Source organism: Halomonas caseinilytica, from assembly GCF_001662285.1.
GTDB classification, from domain to species: Bacteria; Pseudomonadota; Gammaproteobacteria; order Pseudomonadales; family Halomonadaceae; genus Halomonas; species Halomonas caseinilytica.
Genome location: NZ_BDEO01000009.1, coordinates 35,297 through 55,775, shown reverse-complemented (window position 1 = coordinate 55,775; position 20,479 = coordinate 35,297). Strand labels below are relative to the sequence as shown.

18 protein-coding genes are annotated in these 20,479 nt (G+C 64.7%); 8 read left to right on the top strand and 10 right to left on the bottom strand.

Going from position 1 to position 20,479, the window contains the following annotated elements:
- Positions 1–9 precede the first annotated feature (9 nt).
- The gene (locus tag HSDC_RS11300) at positions 10–717 is read left to right on the top strand and encodes a glutamine amidotransferase-related protein (protein WP_064700064.1); all 708 of its coding nucleotides are present in this window, start codon (positions 10–12) and stop codon (positions 715–717) included.
- Here the strand turns inward: HSDC_RS11300 and HSDC_RS11295 are convergent.
- Both HSDC_RS11295 and HSDC_RS11290 read right to left on the bottom strand, forming a co-directional pair.
- Positions 714–1,511, bottom strand: coding sequence for a TraX family protein (locus tag HSDC_RS11295; protein WP_064700063.1), 798 nt, complete (start codon positions 1,509–1,511; stop codon positions 714–716). The two genes, HSDC_RS11300 and HSDC_RS11295, sit on opposite strands and share 4 nt — an antisense overlap.
- Before the next feature lie 112 nt (positions 1,512–1,623).
- Positions 1,624–3,822 (bottom strand): heavy metal translocating P-type ATPase, encoded by a 2,199-nt coding sequence (locus tag HSDC_RS11290; protein WP_064700062.1) that lies wholly within the window; start codon positions 3,820–3,822, stop codon positions 1,624–1,626.
- A 91-nt stretch (positions 3,823–3,913) separates the two neighbouring features.
- Here HSDC_RS11290 and cadR point away from each other — a divergent pair, with 91 nt between their 5' ends.
- Positions 3,914–4,366 (top strand): Cd(II)/Pb(II)-responsive transcriptional regulator, encoded by a 453-nt coding sequence (gene cadR, locus HSDC_RS11285; protein ID WP_064700061.1) that lies wholly within the window; start codon positions 3,914–3,916, stop codon positions 4,364–4,366.
- Between the two features lie 122 nt (positions 4,367–4,488).
- On the opposite strand, the gene HSDC_RS11280 is transcribed toward cadR, so the two are convergent.
- From HSDC_RS11280 to HSDC_RS11255, 6 genes are all read right to left on the bottom strand, one after another.
- Complete coding sequence (locus HSDC_RS11280; protein ID WP_064700060.1) at positions 4,489–5,256, bottom strand: transporter substrate-binding domain-containing protein; 768 nt, start codon at positions 5,254–5,256, stop codon at positions 4,489–4,491.
- A gap of 147 nt (positions 5,257–5,403) precedes the next feature.
- Complete coding sequence (locus tag HSDC_RS11275) at positions 5,404–6,135, bottom strand: ABC transporter permease (protein WP_013331304.1); 732 nt, start codon at positions 6,133–6,135, stop codon at positions 5,404–5,406.
- Positions 6,135–6,839: an ABC transporter permease gene (locus HSDC_RS11270; RefSeq protein WP_064700059.1), complete on the bottom strand. Its 705-nt coding sequence runs from the start codon at positions 6,837–6,839 to the stop codon at positions 6,135–6,137. The genes HSDC_RS11275 and HSDC_RS11270 overlap by 1 nt, the downstream gene beginning before the upstream one ends.
- A 24-nt stretch (positions 6,840–6,863) precedes the next feature.
- The gene (locus HSDC_RS11265) at positions 6,864–7,634 is read right to left on the bottom strand and encodes an ABC transporter ATP-binding protein (protein ID WP_064700058.1); all 771 of its coding nucleotides are present in this window, start codon (positions 7,632–7,634) and stop codon (positions 6,864–6,866) included.
- 229 nt (positions 7,635–7,863) lie between these two features.
- Positions 7,864–8,856, bottom strand: a complete 993-nt coding sequence (locus tag HSDC_RS11260) for a succinylglutamate desuccinylase (RefSeq protein ID WP_064700057.1) — start codon at positions 8,854–8,856, stop codon at positions 7,864–7,866.
- A gap of 212 nt (positions 8,857–9,068) precedes the next feature.
- Entirely contained in the window at positions 9,069–10,088 is a 1,020-nt protein-coding gene (locus tag HSDC_RS11255; protein ID WP_064700056.1) for an SMP-30/gluconolactonase/LRE family protein, read from the bottom strand.
- Positions 10,089–10,271: 183 nt separating this feature from the next.
- On the opposite strand from HSDC_RS11255, the gene HSDC_RS11250 reads away from it, so the two are divergent.
- The gene (locus tag HSDC_RS11250; RefSeq protein ID WP_064700055.1) at positions 10,272–11,207 is read left to right on the top strand and encodes a class I SAM-dependent methyltransferase; all 936 of its coding nucleotides are present in this window, start codon (positions 10,272–10,274) and stop codon (positions 11,205–11,207) included.
- A 4-nt stretch (positions 11,208–11,211) separates the two neighbouring features.
- On the opposite strand, the gene HSDC_RS11245 is transcribed toward HSDC_RS11250, so the two are convergent.
- Positions 11,212–12,150, bottom strand: a complete 939-nt coding sequence (locus HSDC_RS11245; RefSeq protein ID WP_064700054.1) for a 4-hydroxyproline epimerase — start codon at positions 12,148–12,150, stop codon at positions 11,212–11,214.
- A 121-nt stretch (positions 12,151–12,271) separates the two neighbouring features.
- On the opposite strand from HSDC_RS11245, the gene HSDC_RS11240 reads away from it, so the two are divergent.
- The 3 genes from HSDC_RS11240 to HSDC_RS11230 all read left to right on the top strand — a co-directional run bounded on the left by HSDC_RS11240 (position 12,272) and on the right by HSDC_RS11230 (position 16,894).
- Complete coding sequence (locus HSDC_RS11240) at positions 12,272–13,600, top strand: NAD(P)/FAD-dependent oxidoreductase (protein WP_137055278.1); 1,329 nt, start codon at positions 12,272–12,274, stop codon at positions 13,598–13,600.
- A gap of 64 nt (positions 13,601–13,664) precedes the next feature.
- Positions 13,665–15,098 carry a Na+/H+ antiporter NhaC gene (gene nhaC / locus HSDC_RS11235; RefSeq protein ID WP_064700053.1) on the top strand — a complete coding sequence of 478 codons (1,434 nt, stop codon included), beginning with the start codon at positions 13,665–13,667 and terminating at the stop codon, positions 15,096–15,098.
- A gap of 266 nt (positions 15,099–15,364) precedes the next feature.
- A complete protein-coding gene (locus tag HSDC_RS11230) occupies positions 15,365–16,894 on the top strand; it encodes an alkaline phosphatase (protein WP_244883831.1) in 1,530 nt (509 codons plus the stop codon).
- Positions 16,895–16,959: 65 nt separating this feature from the next.
- On the opposite strand, the gene HSDC_RS11225 is transcribed toward HSDC_RS11230, so the two are convergent.
- On the bottom strand, positions 16,960–17,643 hold the full coding sequence (locus tag HSDC_RS11225; RefSeq protein ID WP_064700052.1) for a GntR family transcriptional regulator: 684 nt from the start codon (positions 17,641–17,643) through the stop codon (positions 16,960–16,962).
- A gap of 246 nt (positions 17,644–17,889) precedes the next feature.
- Between HSDC_RS11225 and HSDC_RS11220 the strand changes: the two genes are divergently transcribed.
- Positions 17,890–18,840, top strand: coding sequence for a dihydrodipicolinate synthase family protein (locus tag HSDC_RS11220; RefSeq protein WP_064700117.1), 951 nt, complete (start codon positions 17,890–17,892; stop codon positions 18,838–18,840).
- A 34-nt stretch (positions 18,841–18,874) separates the two neighbouring features.
- Entirely contained in the window at positions 18,875–20,452 is a 1,578-nt protein-coding gene (locus tag HSDC_RS11215) for an aldehyde dehydrogenase (NADP(+)) (RefSeq protein WP_064700051.1), read from the top strand.
- Positions 20,453–20,479 lie beyond the last annotated feature (27 nt).

The following is a 20,479-nucleotide window of genomic DNA, read 5'->3' as shown; positions in this document are numbered from 1 at the left end:
GGAGGGGCAATGCGCATAGGGCTTTTGCAGTGTGACGACGTGGCGCCGGAGTTGCGGGAGTGCCACGGCAACTATCCGGCGATGTTCGAGAGACTGTTCACCTCGGTGGACCCGGCATTGACCTTCCAGGTATGGCGTTGCCTGGATGGCGAGCTGCCGGACGATGTCGATGCGGTGGATGCCTGGCTGACGACCGGCTCCAAGTTCGGTGTCAATGACGGCTTGCCGTGGATCGAGGATCTGTGCGGCTTCGTCCGACGCCTGTGGGAGGCCAACAGGCCTCTGGTGGGCATCTGCTTCGGTCACCAGCTGATCGCCAAGGCGTTGGGCGGCGAGGTCGTCAAGAGCTCCAGGGGCTGGGGCGTGGGCATGTCGTTCAATGACGTGGCGCAGCGGGCCGACTGGATGGATCCATGGCAGGAAGGGCTCGATCTGGTGGTCAGTCACCAGGACCAGGTGAACACGCTGCCGCCGAATGCCCGGGTGCTGGCGGGAAGTGACTTTTGCCCCCGGTACCTGATGCAGGTCGGCGAATGTTTTCTCGGCGTGCAGGGACACCCCGAGTTCTCCAAGGCCTATTCGGCGGACCTGATGCGACTGCGGCGCGACCAGGTTGGCGCGTCCCGGGTGCGGGAGGGCCTGGCCAGCCTCGATGCGCCGGTGGACGACCAGCTGATGGTGCGCTGGATACTCAATTTCATGCGCCGATGCCTCTAGGTCGCGAGCCCGCCCGACACCCAGAGCCACAGGGCGATGGCAGCGAAGTGGCCGGGATACCAGCCCAGCCACAATCGCCGTGGCATGCGCAGCGGCACCTCGGAAGGAAGCCGATGGGCGCCGGCGGCCAGCAGGAGCACTGCCAGGGTGGTGGCGACGGTGAAGGACTTGGCCATGTCGGAGCTGTTCATCAGGCCGGCGACGATCAGCACTGGCAGTGCCATGGCGGTACTGGCCAGACGGTTGGAGACGCCATTGCCACTCCGGTGCAGGTGCGCCATGGCGAGCATGTAGAGCGGAATCATCAGCAGGCCCAGGTGGCTGTATTCGACGACGTGGCCGGCCAGGGTCCAGACCACCAGGGCGATGCCGGCTTCGACGGCCAGGCGCCGGCGCCCCAGTGCGCCCCGCTCCAGGCGCTCAGGCAGGGCGCGTGCCCAGGTGCCGCCGGCCAGGCCCAACGACAGCGTGAAGCAGATGTTGAGGATCAGGCCATCGGCCTCCCGTGGCATCAACATGTAGGGAAGCTGGGCGATGAGGCCGATCACCAGCACGCGTCGCGCGTAGCGCAGCGGGTTGCGGGTATTGAAGAGGCCATGCCAGGCCACCATGGCGGCGAACAGCGGGAAGGCGACGCGCCCCACCGATGAGTCGGCCCAGCCCAGCCCCCAGGCATCCGGAACCACGTAGCGGGCCAGGTGATCGAGCGTCATGGTGATCAGGGCCAGCCACTGGCCCCAGCCTGTCCAGGCGGACGACGGGCGCGTGGCAGCGGCGGTGGAGACGTGCTGCATCTGATGTCCCTATCTGAAATGATGACTCCCTACTGACCGACAGCGAGGAGCTGGGTTCCGCGTATGGCGCGACTGTCGGTTTCTTGCACGGGGTGTCGCCATTCGAGGGCACTCAAGCGATCCGAGCACGCAGCAGACGCAATCCATTGGCGATGACCAGCAGGCTGGCGCCCAGGTCGGCGAACACCGCCATCCATAGCGTGGCCTGACCGGCGAAGGCCAGGACCAGAAAGACGGCCTTGATGCCGAGGGCCAGTACGATGTTCTGGACCAGCACGGCGTAGGTGGCCCGGGACAGGCGGAGGAAGGTCGGTAGCTTGCCGAGGTCATCGTCCATCAGCGCGACATCGGCGGTTTCGATGGCCACGTCACTGCCGGCCGCTCCCATGGAGAAGCCGATATCGGCGCGGGCCAGTGCCGGGGCATCGTTGATGCCATCCCCGACCATGCCGGTCACGCCACGCCGTCCGTATTCCTCGATGATGGCGAGCTTGTCCTCGGGCAGCAACTCACCCCGAGCGCTGTCGATGCCGGCTTCCGTGGCGATGGCACTCACCGCGTGCCGGTTGTCGCCGGACAGCATCAGCGTCTTCACGCCCAGGCCATGCAGGGCCTCGATGGCCGCCAGACTGGTGGGCTTGAGCGGGTCGCGCACGGCGAACAGCGCGAGGATGCTGTCGTTGGAGCCCAGCGCCACGACACTGGCGCCGCGACGTTCCAGCGCTTCGATGCGATCGGCAAGCGTCGCGTCTATCAGCCCCTTCGCATCGGCCATCCGGCGGTTGCCGAGCCAGAGCGCCCGGCCGTCCACGCAGCCCTCGACCCCCTGACCGGGACGTTCGCGGAAATCATCCACGCGGCCATCATCCGAATCCGGTGTAAGGGCACGATGAATGGCGGCGGATACGGGATGCGTCGAGCGGCCGGCGAGCAGGGCGGCCTGGCGTGTCAGGGTCGCGCGCGTGCTTGCATCCAACGGCTCGTCGAGGGGTTCCCAATGTTCCAGCGAGGGCTCGCCCTGTGTCAGGGTGCCGGTCTTGTCCAGAGCCAGCCAGCCGAGTCGTCTTCCCTGCTCCAGGAAGCGGCCGCCCTTGACCAGGATGCCGGCGCGGGCGGCAGCCGACAGGCCGCTGACGATGGTGACCGGGGTGGAGATGACCAGCGCACAAGGGCAGGCGATCACCAGCAGCACCAGCGCCCGGTAGATACCGTCCAGCCAGGCACCGCCGACGACCCAGGGCCAGGCCAGGGCCGTGAGCAGCGCCACGGTGAAGACCACGGGCGTATAGATGGCGGCGAAGCGGTCGATGAAACGCTGGGTGGGAGCCTGGCTGGCCTGGGCCTGCTCGACGGCATGGATGATGCGCGCCAGTGTGGTGTCGCTGGCCTCTCGAGTGGTGCGGATGTCGAAGTCGCCGTCATGGTTGATGGCACCGGCGAAGACGCTGTCGCCGGGCGCCTTGTCGACAGGCAGGCTCTCGCCGGTGATCGGCGATTCGTCCAGGCTGGGGTGGCCCCGCACCACCTCGCCGTCCAGCGGCAGGCGCTCGCCCGGGAGTACCCGCACGATCTCGCCGATGGCCACATCCTCGGCGGCCACGGTCTCCCATTCTCCCGCTTCCGTGCGGCGCCGGGCCTGTCGGGGCGCGCTGTCCAGCAGATCGCGGATGGCACGGCGGGCACGTTCCAGAGAGCGTGATTCGATGTGTTCCGCCAGGGTGAACAGCACCATCACCATGGCGGCTTCCGACCAGTGGCCGATCAGCAGGGCGCCGGTCACCGCCACGCTCATCAGGGCATTGATGTTGAGGGTGCGGTGGCGGATCGCGACCCAGCCCTTGCGCCAGGTCGGCAGACCCACCAGGGCGATGGCCGGCAGGGCGAGCAGCGGGGCGAGCCAGGTGGTCCAGGGCCAGGGTGTCCAGCCGACGACCTCGGCGGCCAGGGCCAGGAGTGCCGCCAGTATCAGCTTGCCCCAAGGGGTGTCGTTGCTTTCCAGTGCTGCGCCGCTTGAAGCCTCGTCGACGTCCAGAAGGTGAGGCGTCATGCCCAGGTCGCGAACGCGTGCCTGAAGCGCTGCGGTGTCGGCGTCGTGATGGTGGATGCTGAGGACCCTGGCCATCAGGTCGAATTCCAGCGCAGCGACGCCGGGCGCCGAGCCCAGAGCCTTGCGGAGCAGGGCTTCCTCGGTGGGGCAGTCCATCTCCTGGATGCGCAGGCGCAGCGTCTCGCTGCCTGCCGGGGCGGACACGGCCTCGCGAGGCTCGGTGTGCTGGCTACCGCAGCAGCCATGTTCATGGGCATCGGACATCTCGGGCTCCGTTCATGATATCTTGTGCCATGACACACCCTATAGTCTGTATAGGGTCAAGCCCTGGCCCCGAGTTGAGTGGAGGTCGATGATGAAGATCGGTGAGCTGGCGATGCGTACGGGATGCCGGGTCGTGACCATTCGCTACTATGAACGGGAAGGTCTGCTGCCGGAGCCGGAACGCAGCGAGGCGAATTACCGCCTGTACGGCGAGACTCACGTCGAACGCCTGGCCTTCATTCGTCACTGCCGGGCGCTGGACATGACCCTGGACGAGATTCGCGCTCTGCTGGCGTGCCACGATGACCCGGAGGGAACCTGCCACCGGGCTGATGTCCTGATCGACGAGCACCTGACGCATGTGAAGGCGCGTATCGCCCAGCTTCAGGTCCTGGAAGACACGCTGGTGGCGCTGCGGGCGCGTTGTCAGGGGCAACGCTCGGCCGCCGAATGCGGCATCCTCAATGCCCTGGCGCAGCCACCACGGGACGCAGCATTGAATGAGGACGCCGAACACGTGCCCGGCACGCATCCCAGGCGATGAGCGGTGCCGGACGAGAGAAGAAAAGCGGCCCCTGTTGTCAGGGGCCGCGCGTCAAGGTCAGAGCACGAGGCGCTTCAAGCGCCGAGCCATTCACTCACTGACGTACTCATTCACCGAAGTACTCATTCACTGAAATACTTGGCCTCGATGTCGGCGTAGGTGCCGTTTTCCTTCAGGGTGGCGAGTGCCTCGTTGAAGGCCTCGGCCAGCGCTTCGTCGCGCTTGCGGAAGGCAATGCCGAAGCCATCGCCGAAGTACTGCTTGGGTTCGGTGATCTTCTCGCCTACGGTCTTGTAGTCACCCGCCTCGCTGTCGAGCAGGGTGGACTTGCCCACCGGGAAGTCGAGGAAGACGATGTCCAGGCGGCCGGAGTCCATGTCCAGGACCATGTCGTCGGCGGTGGCGTAACGGTTCACGTCGGCCACGTCGCCGTACATGTCGGTGACATAGTTGTCCTGGAGAGTGCCGCGTTGCACGCCGATGGACATGCCCTCGAGCGTTGTCTCGTCGGGGGCGGTGATTTCGCTGTCTGCCGGTGCGAACCAGGCGGAGGGCGGGGTGAAGTAGGGATCGGAGAACAGCACCTGCTCACGGCGCTTGTCGTTGATGGTCATCGACGACATGATGGCGTCGTACTTGCGGGCCATCAGGCCGGGGATGATACCGTCCCAGCCTTGCACGACCCATTCGCACTTGATGCCGATCTCTTCGCACATGGCGTTGCCGAGCTCGATGTCGAAGCCGGTCAGCTCGCCGTCGGCGGTGCGGTACTCCATGGGTTCGTAGGGCACATCGACACCGATGCGGATGTCGCGGACCTCGGCGTTGGCGACGCCGGCGATCATGCCGGCGCCCAGTACGCCGATGCTCAGGAGCTTGTTGAGTTTCATGAGGCGTTTCCCTTTTTGTTGATAGCTTCACCGCTAGAGCGCGAGTCGCTCAGCGCCTTGGGTGATGACCTATCCACCATAGCCGAAGCTCGGGTAGGTCGAAAGGCCGTGAACGAACGTTGTGAACCAACGTTCGTTCGACGGTCGTCAGCCGCTGGCCGGCTTGAGGTGAGCGAGCAGCCGCTTCTCCAGGTGACGGAAGAAGTAGATGATCGTGAACGTCAGGCAGAGGTAGATGGCCGCGACGAACAGGAAGGCGTCGAAGGGCGCGTAGAAGCGGGCATAAACGAAACGGGCCGCGCCGGTCAGGTCCATGATGGTCACCACGCTGGCGATGGCGCTGGCATGGAGCATGAAGATCACCTCGTTGCCATAGGCCGGCAGCGCGCGGCGGAAGGCGCTGGGCAAGACGATGCGGCGCAGCATCAGGGCGCGTGACATGCCGTAGGCGCGGGCGGCCTCGATCTCGCCCTTGGGCGTGGACTTGATGGCGCCGCGGAAGATCTCGGTAGTGTAGGCGCCGGTATTCAGCGTGAAGGCGATCAATGCCGGCACGAAGGGTTTTTCGAGAATGACCCACAGCCAGGTGTCCTGGATGCCCTCGACGAAGACCACGCCATAGTAGATCAGGTAGAGCTGGACCAGCAGTGGCGTGCCCCGGAACACGTAGCAGTAGAAGAAGATCGGCAGACGAATCCAGGCATGCTTGGACCCGCGCCCGATGGCGAGTGGCACGGCCAGCACCAGGCCGATGATCAGCGAAAGGAAGACCAGTTGGACCGTGGTGACCAGGCCTTCGCCATAGTAGGAAAGGGTCTGCAGGGTGAAGATGCTGTTGTCGGCCAGTTGCGCCTGCAGCCAGTTCATCAGGCTTTCCATCAGTCCGCCTCCCCGTAGCCGATGTCATAGCGTTTCTGCAGTCGCGCGAAGCCCCATTCGGAGACGCTGGCGATCAGCAGGTAAACGGCGGCGACGATGATCATGAAGGTGAAGGGTTCGCGGGTGGCCTTGGAAGCCTCGGCGGCCACCCGGACCATGTCGGAGAGACCGATCACCGAGACCAGGGCGGTGGTCTTGAGCAGTACCATCCAGTTGTTCGAGAGTCCCGGCAGGGCGTGGCGCATCATCTGCGGGAAGCGGATGCGGCGGAACACCAGCCAGTGAGACATGCCATAGGCACGGCCGGCCTCGATCTGGCCGTTGTCCACGGCGAGGAAGGCGCCGCGAAACGTCTCGCCCATGTAGGCCCCGAAGATCAGTCCGATGGTCGCCACGCCGGCGACGAACTCATTGATGTTGATAAAAATGTCCACATCGAACTGGGTGTAGAGCCAGTCGGTGAACATGTTGATGCCGATCTGCCCGCCGAAGAACAGCAGCATCATCAGCACCAGGTCGGGTACGCCGCGTATCAGGGTGGTGTAGAGGGTGCCGAGACGATGCAGCACCCAATTGCGCGACATCTTGGCACTGGCCGTGGCCAGGCCCAGCACGATGGCAAGTATCAGCGATAGAACCGCCAGTTCGACGGTGACCAGGGCGCCTTCCGCGAGGCGCGGGCCGTAGCCGTGCAGGTCGATCATGGGAGTCTCCTCATCCGGGCCGTCTCAGTGCTTGGGCGCCAGGAACTGCTTGAGCCGCTCGGAATTCGGGTTGCCGAGGACCTGGTCGGGCGCCCCGGCTTCCTCGATCTGCCCCTGATGCAGATAGATCACCTGGGTGGAGACATCGCGGGCAAAGGCCATCTCGTGGGTCACGACGATCATGGTGCGGCCTTCCTCGGCGAGATCGCGCATGACCTTGAGCACGTCGCCGACCAGTTCCGGGTCGAGTGCCGAGGTGGGCTCGTCGAACAGCATCACTTCCGGGTCCATGGCCAGTGCTCGGGCGATGGCGCCGCGCTGCTGCTGGCCGCCGGAGAGCTGTGCCGGGTAGTAGTCGGCGCGATCCGCGAGGCCGACGCGTTCGAGCAATTGGCGAGCATGGTCGATGGCGTCGCGCTTCGATTTGCCGAGGACATGGACCGGTGCCTCGATGACGTTCTCGAGCAGTGTCATGTGGGCCCACAGGTTGAAGCTCTGGAACACCATGGACAGCTTGGCACGCATGTCGACGACCTGCTTCCAGTCCGCCGGCTCGCGACCGTGGCGCGTTTCCTTGAAACGGATGGATTCGCCGTGGACGATCAGTTCGCCTTCGTTGGGTTGCTCCAGCAGGTTCATGCAACGCAGGAAGGTACTCTTGCCGGAGCCGGAGGCTCCGATGAGGGTGATGACATCGCCCTTGTGGGCCTGCAGGGACAGGCCCTTGAGGACTTCGGTATTGCCGAAGCGCTTGGTGATGTTGCGCACTTCCAGCGGAATCGGGGTATCGGCCATGAAACGGGCTCCAGTTCGGGAAAGGTCGCCTGGGTCGGGACCGGACAGCATGTGGGCCGGCGCGAAAAGGTGGGCGATTCTAACAGGCCAGACGGTTGTCGGCAGGCCGTGTTGATCGATCGGTCATGCGACCTTGGTCTATGGAGGCGTGGGTCTCAAGCATAAAATAACTCCAAGTTGTTGTTATTTTGCAGTTTTAATAACCGTTGGTGAAGCGTGTATGGCGGCGTTATTGCGTTTCGGCATCCCGTACCGGAGTGACCAGCAGAGCCGCCCGGGCGCCGAGCTCGACGCGAGCGTTGGGGAAGACCACGCGCAAGGGCGTATCGCCGACCGTGAAGGGGCCAGCCTCGGCATCCTCCGACAGCCGCGTGCCGGGGGCGAACTCGGTGAAGTTCGGGGTGTCATCGGGAAAGCATAGCTGGAAGCCTTCGGCATGGCGGATCAGCTCATGCTCGACCCGGAAGAAGGCCATCCGCGAAGGGGGGGCCGAGGCGGGTTCGCGCCCCTCCAGTAGCGCGTCGAGCAGTTGGCCCATGGGTGCCAGGGGCGCGAGATCGTTGGCGCCGAAGGGCAGGGCGCGACCCAGCTCCAGGGTGAAGGCCTGAGCACCATGGTAATGCTTGCTGTAATGGGAGAAGGTCCAGCTGTGATCGTGCTGGTGAAGGACCGCCTGGATATCGGCGCCGGCCAGCCATTGCCATTGCTCGGGGGAGGTGACGGTGTCGGCGAAGGGGTCCACCGCGAAGCGGGGATACTGGCTGTCGCGGATCGCCGTGTGCAGGTCGTAATGTAACCGGGCACGGTCCGGATGGCGCGCATAGAAGGCATCCACCGCGTCCATCAAGGTGCGGGCCCGGTCCGGTTCCATGCCATCCTCGCCCAGGTCACGACGGAACAGGCGGTTGAGGTTGGTGTTGACGAAGCGGGCGCCGGCACGAATGGCCTCGAGATTGCCCAGGATCACCAGCACGGGGCTGCCCAGACGCAGCAGGCCGGCTTCAAGGCGGGCGAGGCTGGCGCCGAGCAACTCGATGGGGGCCGTTTCATTGCCGTGGATGCCAACCGACAGCACCACAGCGGGCGTCTCGGCCTCGGGGGCATCCGGCGTGAGCTCCAGCAGCCCTGGCCCCATGAAGCGGAATCGTCCACCTGGGATGTCGCCCTGTGCGGGGGCCGAGGCCGATCCGCCCAGGCTCCGCTCCAGCCAGTCAGCCAGCATGGCGGTGTTCCCGGCAAGGCGCGAAGGCGTTATCGACGCTCGAGTGTGGCAGGCTAGGCTCGGTGATCATGTCGCTCCCGGTCGTGGCTTCGTCATGGGTCTCGCTACCTTCGTCACTGTCGACGGAGGGCTCAAGACCCGGCGTCGACTTGATGAAAGAGGCGGGTGCGATAATGAAAAGCCACGCCGGGAGTGGAGGCGTCGGCGCGTTTTCAGGCGCCGCGAGTGGCGGTGTAGAGTGTGTAGATCGACTGGCTCGCCGTCATCAGCAGGCGATTGCGATCTTCTCCCGTGAAGCAGACATTGGCGCAGATCTCGGGGAGCAGGACGCGCCCGATCAGGGTGCCCTCCGGGGTGAAGACGCTGACACCATCGATGCCTTCACCACCGGAGGTGCCCACCCAGAGATTGCCATCCGCGTCGCAAGTCAGGCCGTCGTATCCTTCCTCGCGGCTTTCGACGAGGCGCTGCGGGTTCTGCAGGGCCTTGCCGTCCTCGGCGAGGGTGAAGCGCGTGATGGTGGCCGGCTGGTCCGGATGGTGGGAAGGCGCGGTATCGGTAATGTACAGGCTGCGGCCATCCGGCCCGAGGGCGATGCCGTTGGGCTTGTACAGTTCGGTGGTCAGCACCCGGGGCTCGTCCATGCCGTCTTCCCAGTAATAGACCGCCGTGTCCAGTTGTAGCTCTCGGCGTTGCCCCTCATAGTCGACATGGGCGCCATAGCCCGGATCGGTGAAGATCAGGCCCCCGTTGTCCAGAGCGATGACATCGTTGGGGGCATTGAGCGGCTTGCCATCATGGCGCTCGGCCAGCACGCTCATGCTGCCGTCCCATTCGTAGCGAACGACGCGGGCGGGGGAGTGCTCGCAGGCGATCAGCCGGCCCCGGTTATCGAAGGTGTTGCCGTTCGAATGGCCCACCTTGTGTCGCAGCACCGAGACCTCGCCGGTGACTTCATCCCAGCGCATCTGCCGTGCCCGGGGAATGTCGCTGAAGACGGCATAGCGACCCACGGCGTTCCAGGCCGGGCCCTCGAGCCACAGGCCGCCTGTCCATTGGCGTTCCAGGGGGGTATTGAACAGCATGTAACGCTCGAAGCGTTCGTCGATGACCTGCCAGGTGGCGTCCGGGTAACGCGATGGCGCCGTGTTGCCGGCCAGCAGGCCAGGCGCGGCCACGGCCGCTCCGAGAGCCACGGAAGCGGTGAGAAACTGGCGTCGTTCCAGGGTCATGAAGGTGTCCTTGTCGTTATCGAGTGAATGGACCTGCAGGCGCGGATGGCCCGTGCTGTCAGCGTATGTGGTGTCATCGATTTTGTATGTTATACATTTTGGCGATATGCCGTCGTTCACTGCCGGAGGAGGCGTTTTCGTGCCGTAGGCCGAGAGAGCGGCAGCATGGGAGAGCAAGCGCGAATGACCAATGATGACTCCGGAGCAGAGAAACGCGACGGGAGCGGCCAGGCGGGCATGCCTGGGGATGCCGAACGGTTGGCTCGGCACTATGCCGGCGCTGGTGGCATAAAGGGGGCGAATCGCGAAACGCTACTCGACGGGTTGCGTCGCGCCTTCGTTGCCAGCGGACGGAACCCGGATCGCCTGACCCTTGATGACATTGCCGGCATCGACCAGCTGCATCTAGGCGGGCGGCGTGCCAGTCGCGCGCTGGCCCGGCTTGGCGAATTCTCTCCGGGCGTTCGCGTGCTGGATGTGGGATGCGGAACTGGCGGGGCCAGCCGGTTGCTGGCTGCGGAGCACGGTGTCGAGGTGGTCGGCATCGATATCACCGCGCCTTTTGTCGAGGTGGCGAGATGGCTGAGCCGGGCCACGGGGCTGGCGGCGCACACACGGTTCTGTTGTGCCGATGCCGCCCTGGTACCATTACCGGATGCTTGCGTGGATGTCGTCTGGTGCCAGCACGCGTTGATGAACATGCCGGATACGGAGGCGGTTCTGAAGGAATGGCGCCGCCTGCTGGTGCCGGGAGGCCGGGTGCTGTTGCATGAGGTCGTCGCCGGCGAAAATCCCGCCGAGCTGATGCTGCCGGTGCCCTGGGCCAGGGAGCGCTCGACGAGCCACCTGCAGACGCCAAGGATGCTGGAACGGCGACTGGCAACGGCCGGTTTCCGGCCGCTCGAGGTGGCCGATGTCACCGCTGAGGCACTGGCCTGGCGTCGCAGGCACGATCGTCAGGCGACACGCCGCCAGGCATCGGCCGTACTGCCCGGGCCAGTCGAGCTCTTCGGTGACAGCTTCGATGAGATGGGGCGCAACCTGCTCGCCAACCTGGCCGATGACAGGGTGCGCATCATCGAGGGCGCCTGGGGCTGGCAGGGAGACGAACGGGCGTGATGTGTCAGCCGGGGTGCCCGATTCCCCAGGCGAAGGGATCCGCTTCGTCGATGGTCAGCGTGGCCTCGGCGCTGATATGGGCCCTGCCGCGAAGGTAAGGACGAATCCGCTCGCCTTCCGGCTCGTAATGCGCCTCGAACTCGCTGCCGGTGATGCTGGCCTGACGCCAGACTTGACCGGGGGACAGCTTGCCGTCGGCCGCCAGGCAAGCCAGCTTGGCGCTGGTGCCGGTGCCGCAGGGCGAACGATCATAAGCCTTGCCGGGGCAGAGCACGAAGTTGCGGCTGTCGGCGTCCGGGTCCTCGGCGAACAGCTCGATATGATCGATCTCTCCACCATCCTCGCCGGTGACGCCCTGTGCCTCCAGCGCCTGGCGAATCGCCCAGGTGAAGTCAGTCAAGGCGTCGACGTTGTCCAGTGCGAGGCGTTGCCCATGATCGCTGACCAGGAAGAACCAGTTGCCGCCCCAGGCGATGTCGCCATGGAGGCGGCCATGGCCGGCCACATCCAGGGGGACCGCCCGCCGATAGCGATAGGCCGGCACATTGCGCACGGTCACGCTGCCGTCTTCGTGGAGCCGTGCCTCGATGGGGCCGACCGGCGTGTCAATGCGGTGCAGGCCGGGTAACAGCCGACCGTGATGGGCCAGGGAGGCGACCAGGCCGATGGTGCCGTGGCCGCACATGCCCAGATAACCGCTGTTGTTGAAGAAGATGACCCCACAGGTGGCCCCGGGGGTATCCGGCTCGCAGAGCAGGGCGCCGACCAGGACGTCATGGCCCCGCGGTTCCAGCATGCAGGCGGTGCGCCAGCGATCATGCTCGCCGCGCAGCCGCTCGAGCTTTTCTTGCAAGTTGCCTGAACCGAGGTCGGGGAAGCCCTCCAGCACGAGCCGGGTGGGTTCTCCACCGGTATGGGAATCGATCACCTGGATGCGCTTCATGCATCGTCCTCTCATTGTGTATTGGGTGATGGTCGCGGACTGATTCGGGTCGGCCATGCTTGCCAAGATAGATTATATATTTTATACATTCAACGGAACGCACCTCAGGCGAGCAACGATCATGACCCAGGCGAGTCCCGATCCGAAGGCTTCCCCGCAAGCCCGACCCATGGTGGATACCGGCTTTGATGATGCCGATATCGCGGTAGTCGGTGCCGGTGTGGTCGGTACGGCCTGCGCCTTGGCACTGGTACGCCAGGGCCTTCGGGTACGGGTGCTGGACAGCGATGCGCCGGGCATGGGGGCGTCCTTCGGCAACGCCGGCCACCTGGCCACCGAGCAGGTCTTTCCCATTGCCGATGCTTCTCTGCTGAAGCGTATTCCCGGCATGCTGATGGATCCACTCGGGCCGCTACGGCTGGACTGGCGATATTTGCCGAAGGCGGCGCCCTGGCTGATGCGACTGCTGTGGAATCTGCGCTCGTCTCCCTACCAGCGAAGCGTGTCAGGCATTCGGGCGCTCAACGAAGTGAGCCTGGCGGCCTGGCAGGAACTGCTGGCGTCCATCGGGCGTTCCGACCTGCTCTGTGGTCAGGGCTCTTTGCTGGTCCACGAGAAGGCCGAGACGGCGGATGCCTTGGCGGCATCGGCGACACGTTTCGCGGCGCATGGCGTCTCGCTGGAACGGCTGGACGGCGAGGAAGTCCGTCGTCGGGCGCCTGGACTGTCGGAGCGCATCCGTGGAGGCCTGTTCTTCCCCGATACCGGCCATGTGATCGATCCCCTCCAGGTGGTGAAGGAGCTGGTGAGGGCTGCCGAGGCCGCCGGGGTGCGGTTCTCCCGAGCCGCCGTGCAAGGCGGATGGGCCGATGCAGGTGGAGTTCGTCTGGAGACGAACCAGGGCCGATTGTCGGTGCCGAGGGTGCTGGTCGCCGCCGGCGCCCATTCGGCCTCGCTGGTCGCTGCGCTGACCGGGGTTCGGGTGCCGCTGGACACCGAGCGTGGCTATCACCTGATGCTGCCCCGGGAAGTCGAGCGGCTCTCCATGGCGGTCACCTCCCTGGAGCGGCGTTTCATCATGACGCCCATGGCCGAGGGGCTGCGACTGGCCGGTACCGTGGAGTTCGCCGGCCTCGAACGTCCTCCACGGATGGAACGCGCCTGGCAGCTTCGAGAGCTGGCGCGGGGGATGTTTGCCCGCCCCCTGGACGAGACGAATGCGACCCCCTGGATGGGCTTTCGCCCTTCCTTGCCGGATTCGCTGCCGGTCATCGATCGGGCCGGCCCGGAAGGGCGGGTCTGGCTGGCCTTCGGGCACCACCATCTCGGGCTGACCCAGGCTGCCATCACGGCCCGCCTGGTCAGCCAGTTCATCTCTCCCGAAAGGGAACCCACGAAAACGGCATTGCCGTCGCTGGCCCCCTACCGGCTGGCGCGTTTTGCCCGATAGTCAGGCCGGCGCTGGTCGGCATCGAGTCAATACAACATTGCGACAACAACAAGCGGAGTGAGTCATGAACGAGCAGCAAGCGGGGGGCCGTCTGCCTTCCTTGGGTGAAGTGGGTGCCGTGATGGTGGGCTTCATCGCCATCATGTTCCTGTTCATCAATGTCTTCGGACTGCCCATACAACTGGCCCTGTTCACCTCATGGTTCCTGGTGATGGGACTCGGGCTGAAGCTCAAGCTTTCCTACGAGGCCATGCAGCGGGGGCTGATCGACGGCATTCATAACGGCATGGAAGCGGTGCTGGTGCTGATCACCGTGGGAGCACTGATCGGTACCTGGATCGCCGGTGGCATCGTGCCCAGTATCATCTACTACGGATTGACGGTGATGAGCCCGCAGATCTTCCTGTGCGCGGCCTTTCTCATCTGTGCCGTCACCTCCCTGTCGACGGGTACCTCCTTCGGCACGGCAGGGACCGCCGGCGTCGCCATGATCGGCATCGGCCATAGCTTCGGCATTCCACTGCCGCTGGTGGCCGGCGCGGTGATCTCCGGCGCCTATGTGGGCGACAAGATGTCGCCGTTGTCCGATACCACCGTGATGACAGCCTCGCTGTGCCGGGTGAAGCTGGTGGATCACATCCGTTCCATGTCGCTCGTCAGCGGCCCCGCGGCGCTGATTGCCGCCCTGCTGTTCCTGGTGGTGGGCTTCTTCTATGTCGGTGAAGATGTCGATACCCAGCGCGCCGACATGGCCATGCAGGCCCTGCAGTCGCATTTCACCATCAACGGTTGGTTGTTGCTGCCGGCCGTCGTCGTCATCGGCCTGCTGATCCGCCGTTATCCCGCCATCCCGGTGATCACCTTCGGTGCCGTGATGGGGATCCTCTGCGCCTGGCTGGCTCAGGGCGTGGCACCGCTCGATGCCATGCGGACCGCCTATGTCGGCAATGCCATGCAATCCGATGTGGACTTCCTCAATACCCTGCTCAACCGGGGCGGCATCGAATCCATGCTCGGGGTCATCGCTCTGATCCTGTTCGCCCTGGGGCTCGGCGGGCTGATGGAGCGCGTCGGCGTACTGCAGACGATCAGCAACGGCTTTTTGCGCTGGGCCGACAACCCCGGTCGTCTGACGCTTTCCACCATGTTGGGGGGCTTTTTCGGCAACTTCTTCGGCGGGGCGGCCTATGTCTCCCTGATCACCGCCAGCACCATCACCGAGAAGAACTATGACAAGCAGGGCATTGATCGACGCGTGCTGTCCCGCAACGCCGAGGCCGGGGGCACCATCACCACGCCCATGGTGCCCTGGACGGACGGTGGTGTCTTCATGGCCATGACGCTGGGGGTCTCCACGCTCAGCTACCTGCCGTTCCTCTGGTACCACATGCTGGTGCTGTTGATCACTCTCTTCTACGGCTACGCCAATATCGCCATCTGGCGAACCGGCGAGGCTCAGGAAGACGACGCCACGCTGGGGGTTGCCGCGAAATCCTGAGCGGCGCTCCCTCACTGGCCATGTCGGGTTGGCTCGGCATGGCCTTCCTCAATGGCCGAGGCTACCGTGAAGAGGGCATTTCGGCTCATATTGATCATGTGAAGAGTGTCCATGAGAACGGGCCTGGCCTTCACCGTGCTTGGCTATTTATTCAGCATTTCCGTAGTGTGAAGTTGCGCATTACCGAGAATAACCGACAAAAAGGATGAGTCATGATATTTCGCATGAAGCTACGAGCGGCGATTGGCCCCGTGATGGGGAGTGTAATGCTTGCCTCGGTCGCGGCGCCGGCCGGTGCCGCCGAGGTCAGGAACGTGATCCTGATGATCGGAGACGGCATGGGACCCCAGCAGGTGGGGCTGCTGGAGACCTATGCCAACCAGGCGCCCGACTCCATCTACGACGGCGAACCGACGGCGTTTTACCAGTTGGCCAAGGAAGGTGTCGTCGGTGTCTCCCTGACGCATCCCGAGGATGCCGTCGTCGTGGATTCCGCCTGTTCCGCCACGCAGTTGGCGAGCGGTATCTACTCCGGTAGCGAAGTGATCGGTATCGACGCCGAGGGCAATCCTGTCGAGACGGTGCTCGAGCTGGCCAAGGCGCAGGGCAAGGCAACCGGCCTGGTCTCGGACACTCGCCTGACCCATGCCACGCCTGCTGCCTTTGCCGCCCACCAGCCCCACCGTTCGCTGGAGAACGAGATCGCCGTGGACATGCTCGAGGTGGGGCCCGACGTCATGCTCTCGGGCGGGCTGCGCCATTGGGTGCCGCAATCGGCGAGCGAGGATGCCGAGGTCACGGACCTGATGGATGGCGCTTATGAGCCGGTATCCAAGCGCCAGGACGATCGAAACCTGCTCGTGGAAGCGGCCGAAAAGGGCTATGGCCTGGCATTCAACCGCGAGCAACTCGAGGCCGATCAGAGCGACAAGCTGCTGGGCCTGTTTGCCAACTCCGGCATGGCCGATGGCATCGAGTATCGCAATACCAAGAGTGATGCCGACCGCCTCGAGCCGTCCCTGCACGAGATGACGCAGGCCGCGCTGAACAGGCTCGAGCAGGATGAAGATGGCTTCTTCCTGATGGTCGAGGGTGGACAGATCGATTGGGCCGGGCACTCGAACGATGCCGGCACCATGCTCAACGAGATGGTCAAGTTCGAGGAAGCGGTCCAGGGCGTCTACGACTGGGCCAAAGGGCGCGACGATACCGTGATTCTGGTCACCGCGGACCATGAAACGGGCGGGTTCGGGCTCAGTTACTCATCGGCCGACCTGCCGGAACCGCAGTCGAAGTCGGGGCCTGCCTTCGCGGAGCGGGACTATGCGCCCAACTTCAACTTCGGTGACGTCGCGCTTCTCGACTCCCTCTATCAACAAAAGGCCAGCTTCTCGACCCTGCTGAGTGAATTCGGGGCGCTCGACGAAGCGCAGAGGACGCCGGCTCGTCTGATGGAAATGGTCAATGCCAACAGCGACTTCCAGATCGACAAGGCCCAGGCGGAAGCGGTCCTGGCCAACAAGCCGAACCCCTACCACGTGGAGGGGCACAGCTATCTCGACGCCGAGGAGGTGCCGGCCATCCAGGACTTCGATGCCTTCTACCCCTATAACGATCGGGGCGATGTGCTGGGGCGTGTCCTGGGCACCGAGCAGAATGTCGTCTGGGGCACCGGTACGCATACCCACACCCCGGTGAATGTCTTCGCCTGGGGGCCGGCCGAGACGATTCTGCCGGTGTCCTCGATCCAGCATCATTCCGAGGTTGGCCAGTACCTCAAGACACTGGTCGAATGACTCGGTACGGGCGGCCCTTGCTGCACGCCGGTGGCGGCAAGGGCCATCCCGGCGCTTGATGCCGATTACAACTGGGCGGTGTCCGGTGTCTGGCTGGCCTGGACTCGCCCCTCCAGCACGGCGACGATGCCTTCGCAGGCTTCCAGGATGTGCCGCTCCAGCAACTGGCAGGCGGCATCGACCTCGCCTTGCCGGGACAACTCGAGCAGGTCGTGGTGTTCCCGTTCGGCCTTCTCGATCGCCTGGGTATAGAGCAGCTGCATGCGGATATAGCGGTCCGACTTGGTGTTGAGTTGCGACACCAGGTTCATGGCTTCGGGAAGATCGGCGGGGTGGTAGAGCGCCTCGTGGAAGGCGAAGTTGTAGTCGCTCCAGTTATCGATCTGGCTGCCGCTGTCCAGGGCGGCATCATATTCCTGGAGGATGTGTTCCGCCTTGTGGAGAGCGGCCTCGGTCATCCGCGGGATGGCCTGTCGCAGCAGGTGACCTTCCAGCAGTACCCGCAGATCGAAGAGTTCGCGGATCTTGGCCACCGAGAGCTCGGTCGTGAAGGCGCCGCGGTGCGGGTAGAACTCCACCAGGCCTTCGGCCTCCAGAGTGAGCAACGCTTCGCGTACCGGGATTCGGCTGACGTCATAGTCCGCGGCCAGGGCATCCTGGCGGAGCTGTGTGCCACCGGGAAACTCGCCGTTCAGAATGCGGTGGCGGATGTCATCGGCAACGAATCGGGCGCGGGTCTTGTAGGCCATGGTGGAGTCGGCGGCTCGAGAAGGAAGTTTTATACAGTATACATGAGCCGTTGGTCATTCTGGTAAGTCGCCGTGTGGCGAGGCCGATGTCCTCCGCTTGAGGTGGGGCCTTCACGTGCTGTCGTCCTTGTTTTGAGCGACAAGGGTTCAAAAGTTGTTTTGAAGATTGTATAAAATATAAAAAGAGCGGCGAAAGCATGGCTGCCAATGCACTGGACTGACCCGAGACCCCTGGAGGGAACAATGATGAACGACAATATTTTCACTGGCTGTATTCCTGCCCTGATGACGCCCTGCACGCCGGAGCGCAAGCCGGATTACGATGCGCTCGTCGCCAAGGGGCGCGAGCTCATCGATATCGGCATGAGCGCCGTGGTGTACTGTGGCTCGATGGGGGACTGGCCGCTGTTGACCGAGGCCGAACGTCAGGAAGGGGTGGCGCGCCTGGTTGCCGCCGGGGTGCCGACGATCGTCGGCACTGGTGCGGTGAATTCCAGAGAAGCCGTTTCCCACGCGGCCCATGCCGCCGAGGTCGGTGCCCATGGACTGATGGTCATCCCTCGCGTGCTGTCGCGCGGCACCTCGTCCGTGGCCCAGAAGGCCCATTTTTCCGCCATTCTGAAGGCCGCGCCGAACCTGCCGGCCGTGATCTACAACAGCCCTTACTACGGTTTTGCCACTCGTGCCGAGCTGTTCTTCGCTCTGCGCGAGGAACATCCCAACCTGATCGGCTTCAAGGAGTTCGGTGGCGCCGAGGATCTGCGCTACGCGGCAGAACACATCACGTCGCAGGACGACGACGTCACCCTGATGGTCGGTGTCGACACCACGGTGGTCCATGGTTTCGTCAACTGCGGTGCGACTGGGGCGATCACCGGTATCGGCAATGCCCTGCCGCGGGAGGTCCTGCACCTCGTCTCGCTGAGCAAGCGAGCCGCGCGAGGCGACGTCCAGGCGCGCCGTCAGGCGCAGGAACTCGACGCCGCCCTGGGCGTTCTGTCTTCCTTCGATGAAGGGCCGGATCTGGTGCTGTATTACAAGCACCTCATGGTGCTCAACGGTGAGCGCGAATACGCCTTGCACTTCAACGAGACCGACGTCCTCAGCGATGCACAACGCCACTATGTGGAGGCGCAGTACGCGCTGTTCCGCGAGTGGTATGCGCAATGGTCCGTTGCCGTCCGCGACGGTCATTGAAGCGAAGCGAGGCAACGTCAAGGAGACGAGTGGTATGACACTGGAAGGCAAGTTACTGATCGGTCAGCAGGCCGTGGAAGGCAGTCGCGTGGCCATTCGGGCCATCAACCCGGCCACGAACGAGTCGCTCGAGCCGGGGTATCCGGGTGGGACCCAGGCCGACGTCGAGCGGGCCTGCGAGCTGGCCTGGGCGGCGTTCGATGATTACCGCCACACCTCGCTGGAGGCGCGTGCCGCCTTTCTCGAGGCCGTGGCCGACGAGATCGAGTCGATCGGCGATGACCTGATCGAACGCGCAATGGTGGAAACCGGGCTGCCACAGGCACGGCTCCTGGGGGAGCGCGGGCGCACCTGCGGGCAACTGCGGCTGTTTGCCAGGACGGTGCGCGCCGGCGAGTGGCTCGATGTGCGCGTCGACCCTGCCTTGCCGGATCGCCAGCCGCTGCCGCGCGCCGATCTGCGACAGCGCCATGTCGCTCTCGGCCCGGTGGCGGTATTCGGCGCGAGCAACTTCCCGTTGGCCTTTTCCGTCGCCGGTGGCGACACGGCATCCGCCCTGGCCGCCGGTTGTCCGGTGATCGTCAAGGCGCATTCCGCGCACCCTGGTACCAGCGAGCTGGTCGGGCGGGCCCTTCAGGCGGCGGTCAAAAAGTGCGGCCTGCCGGAAGGCGTGTTTTCCCTGCTGTTCGGTTCCGGTCGCGAAGTCGGCCAGGCTCTGGTCAAGGACTCGCGGATCAAGGCGGCCGGCTTCACCGGTTCGCGCAGCGGCGGCCTGGCGCTATGGCAGATCGCCCAGTCGCGTCCCGAGCCGATTCCCTTCTACGCCGAGATGAGCTCGATCAATCCGGTGTTCCTGTTGCCAGCAGCGCTCGAGGCGCGCGGCCAGGCGCTGGGTGAGGCCTTCGTCGGTTCTCTCAACATGGGAGCCGGCCAGTTCTGCACCAATCCGGGGCTGGTGATCGCGGTCAAGGGGGCGGCCCTCGACGCCTTCATGGCGGCTGCCGCTGAAGCGGTCGAGGCCAGTGCTGCCCAGACCATGCTCACGCCGGGGATCTTCGAGGCCTACGAAGACGGCGTGGTCACGCTGGCTGGCAACGACAGGGTGCGTGAGGTCGCGCGTGGCCGGAAGGGCGAAGGCCCCAATCAGTGCCGAACCGGTTTGTTCGCGGCCTCGGCACAGGATTTCCTGGCCAGCGAGGCGCTGCAGGCGGAAGTCTTCGGCGCCACCTCGCTGGTGGTCGAGTGCTCGGGTGTCGCCGAGCTTGCCAAAGTGGCCGAGTGCCTGGAAGGCCAGCTTACCGCCACGCTGCAGATGGACGACGCCGACCTGGATGCCGCCCGCGCCTTGCTGCCAACGCTCGAGCGCAAGGCGGGACGGATTCTGGTCAACGGTTGGCCGACCGGTGTCGAAGTGTGCGATGCGATGGTTCACGGCGGACCCTTCCCGGCGACCTCGGATACCCGCACCACGTCCGTCGGCAGTGCGGCGATCTTCCGGTTCCTGCGCCCGGTCTGCTATCAGGACATGCCGGATGCGCTGCTGCCGGATGTCCTCAAGGCCCATAACCCGGAAGGCTTTGAGCGTCTGGTCGACGGTCGGCGCGAAGGCTGATCATGCCTGGGCCCAGGTAGCCACTGG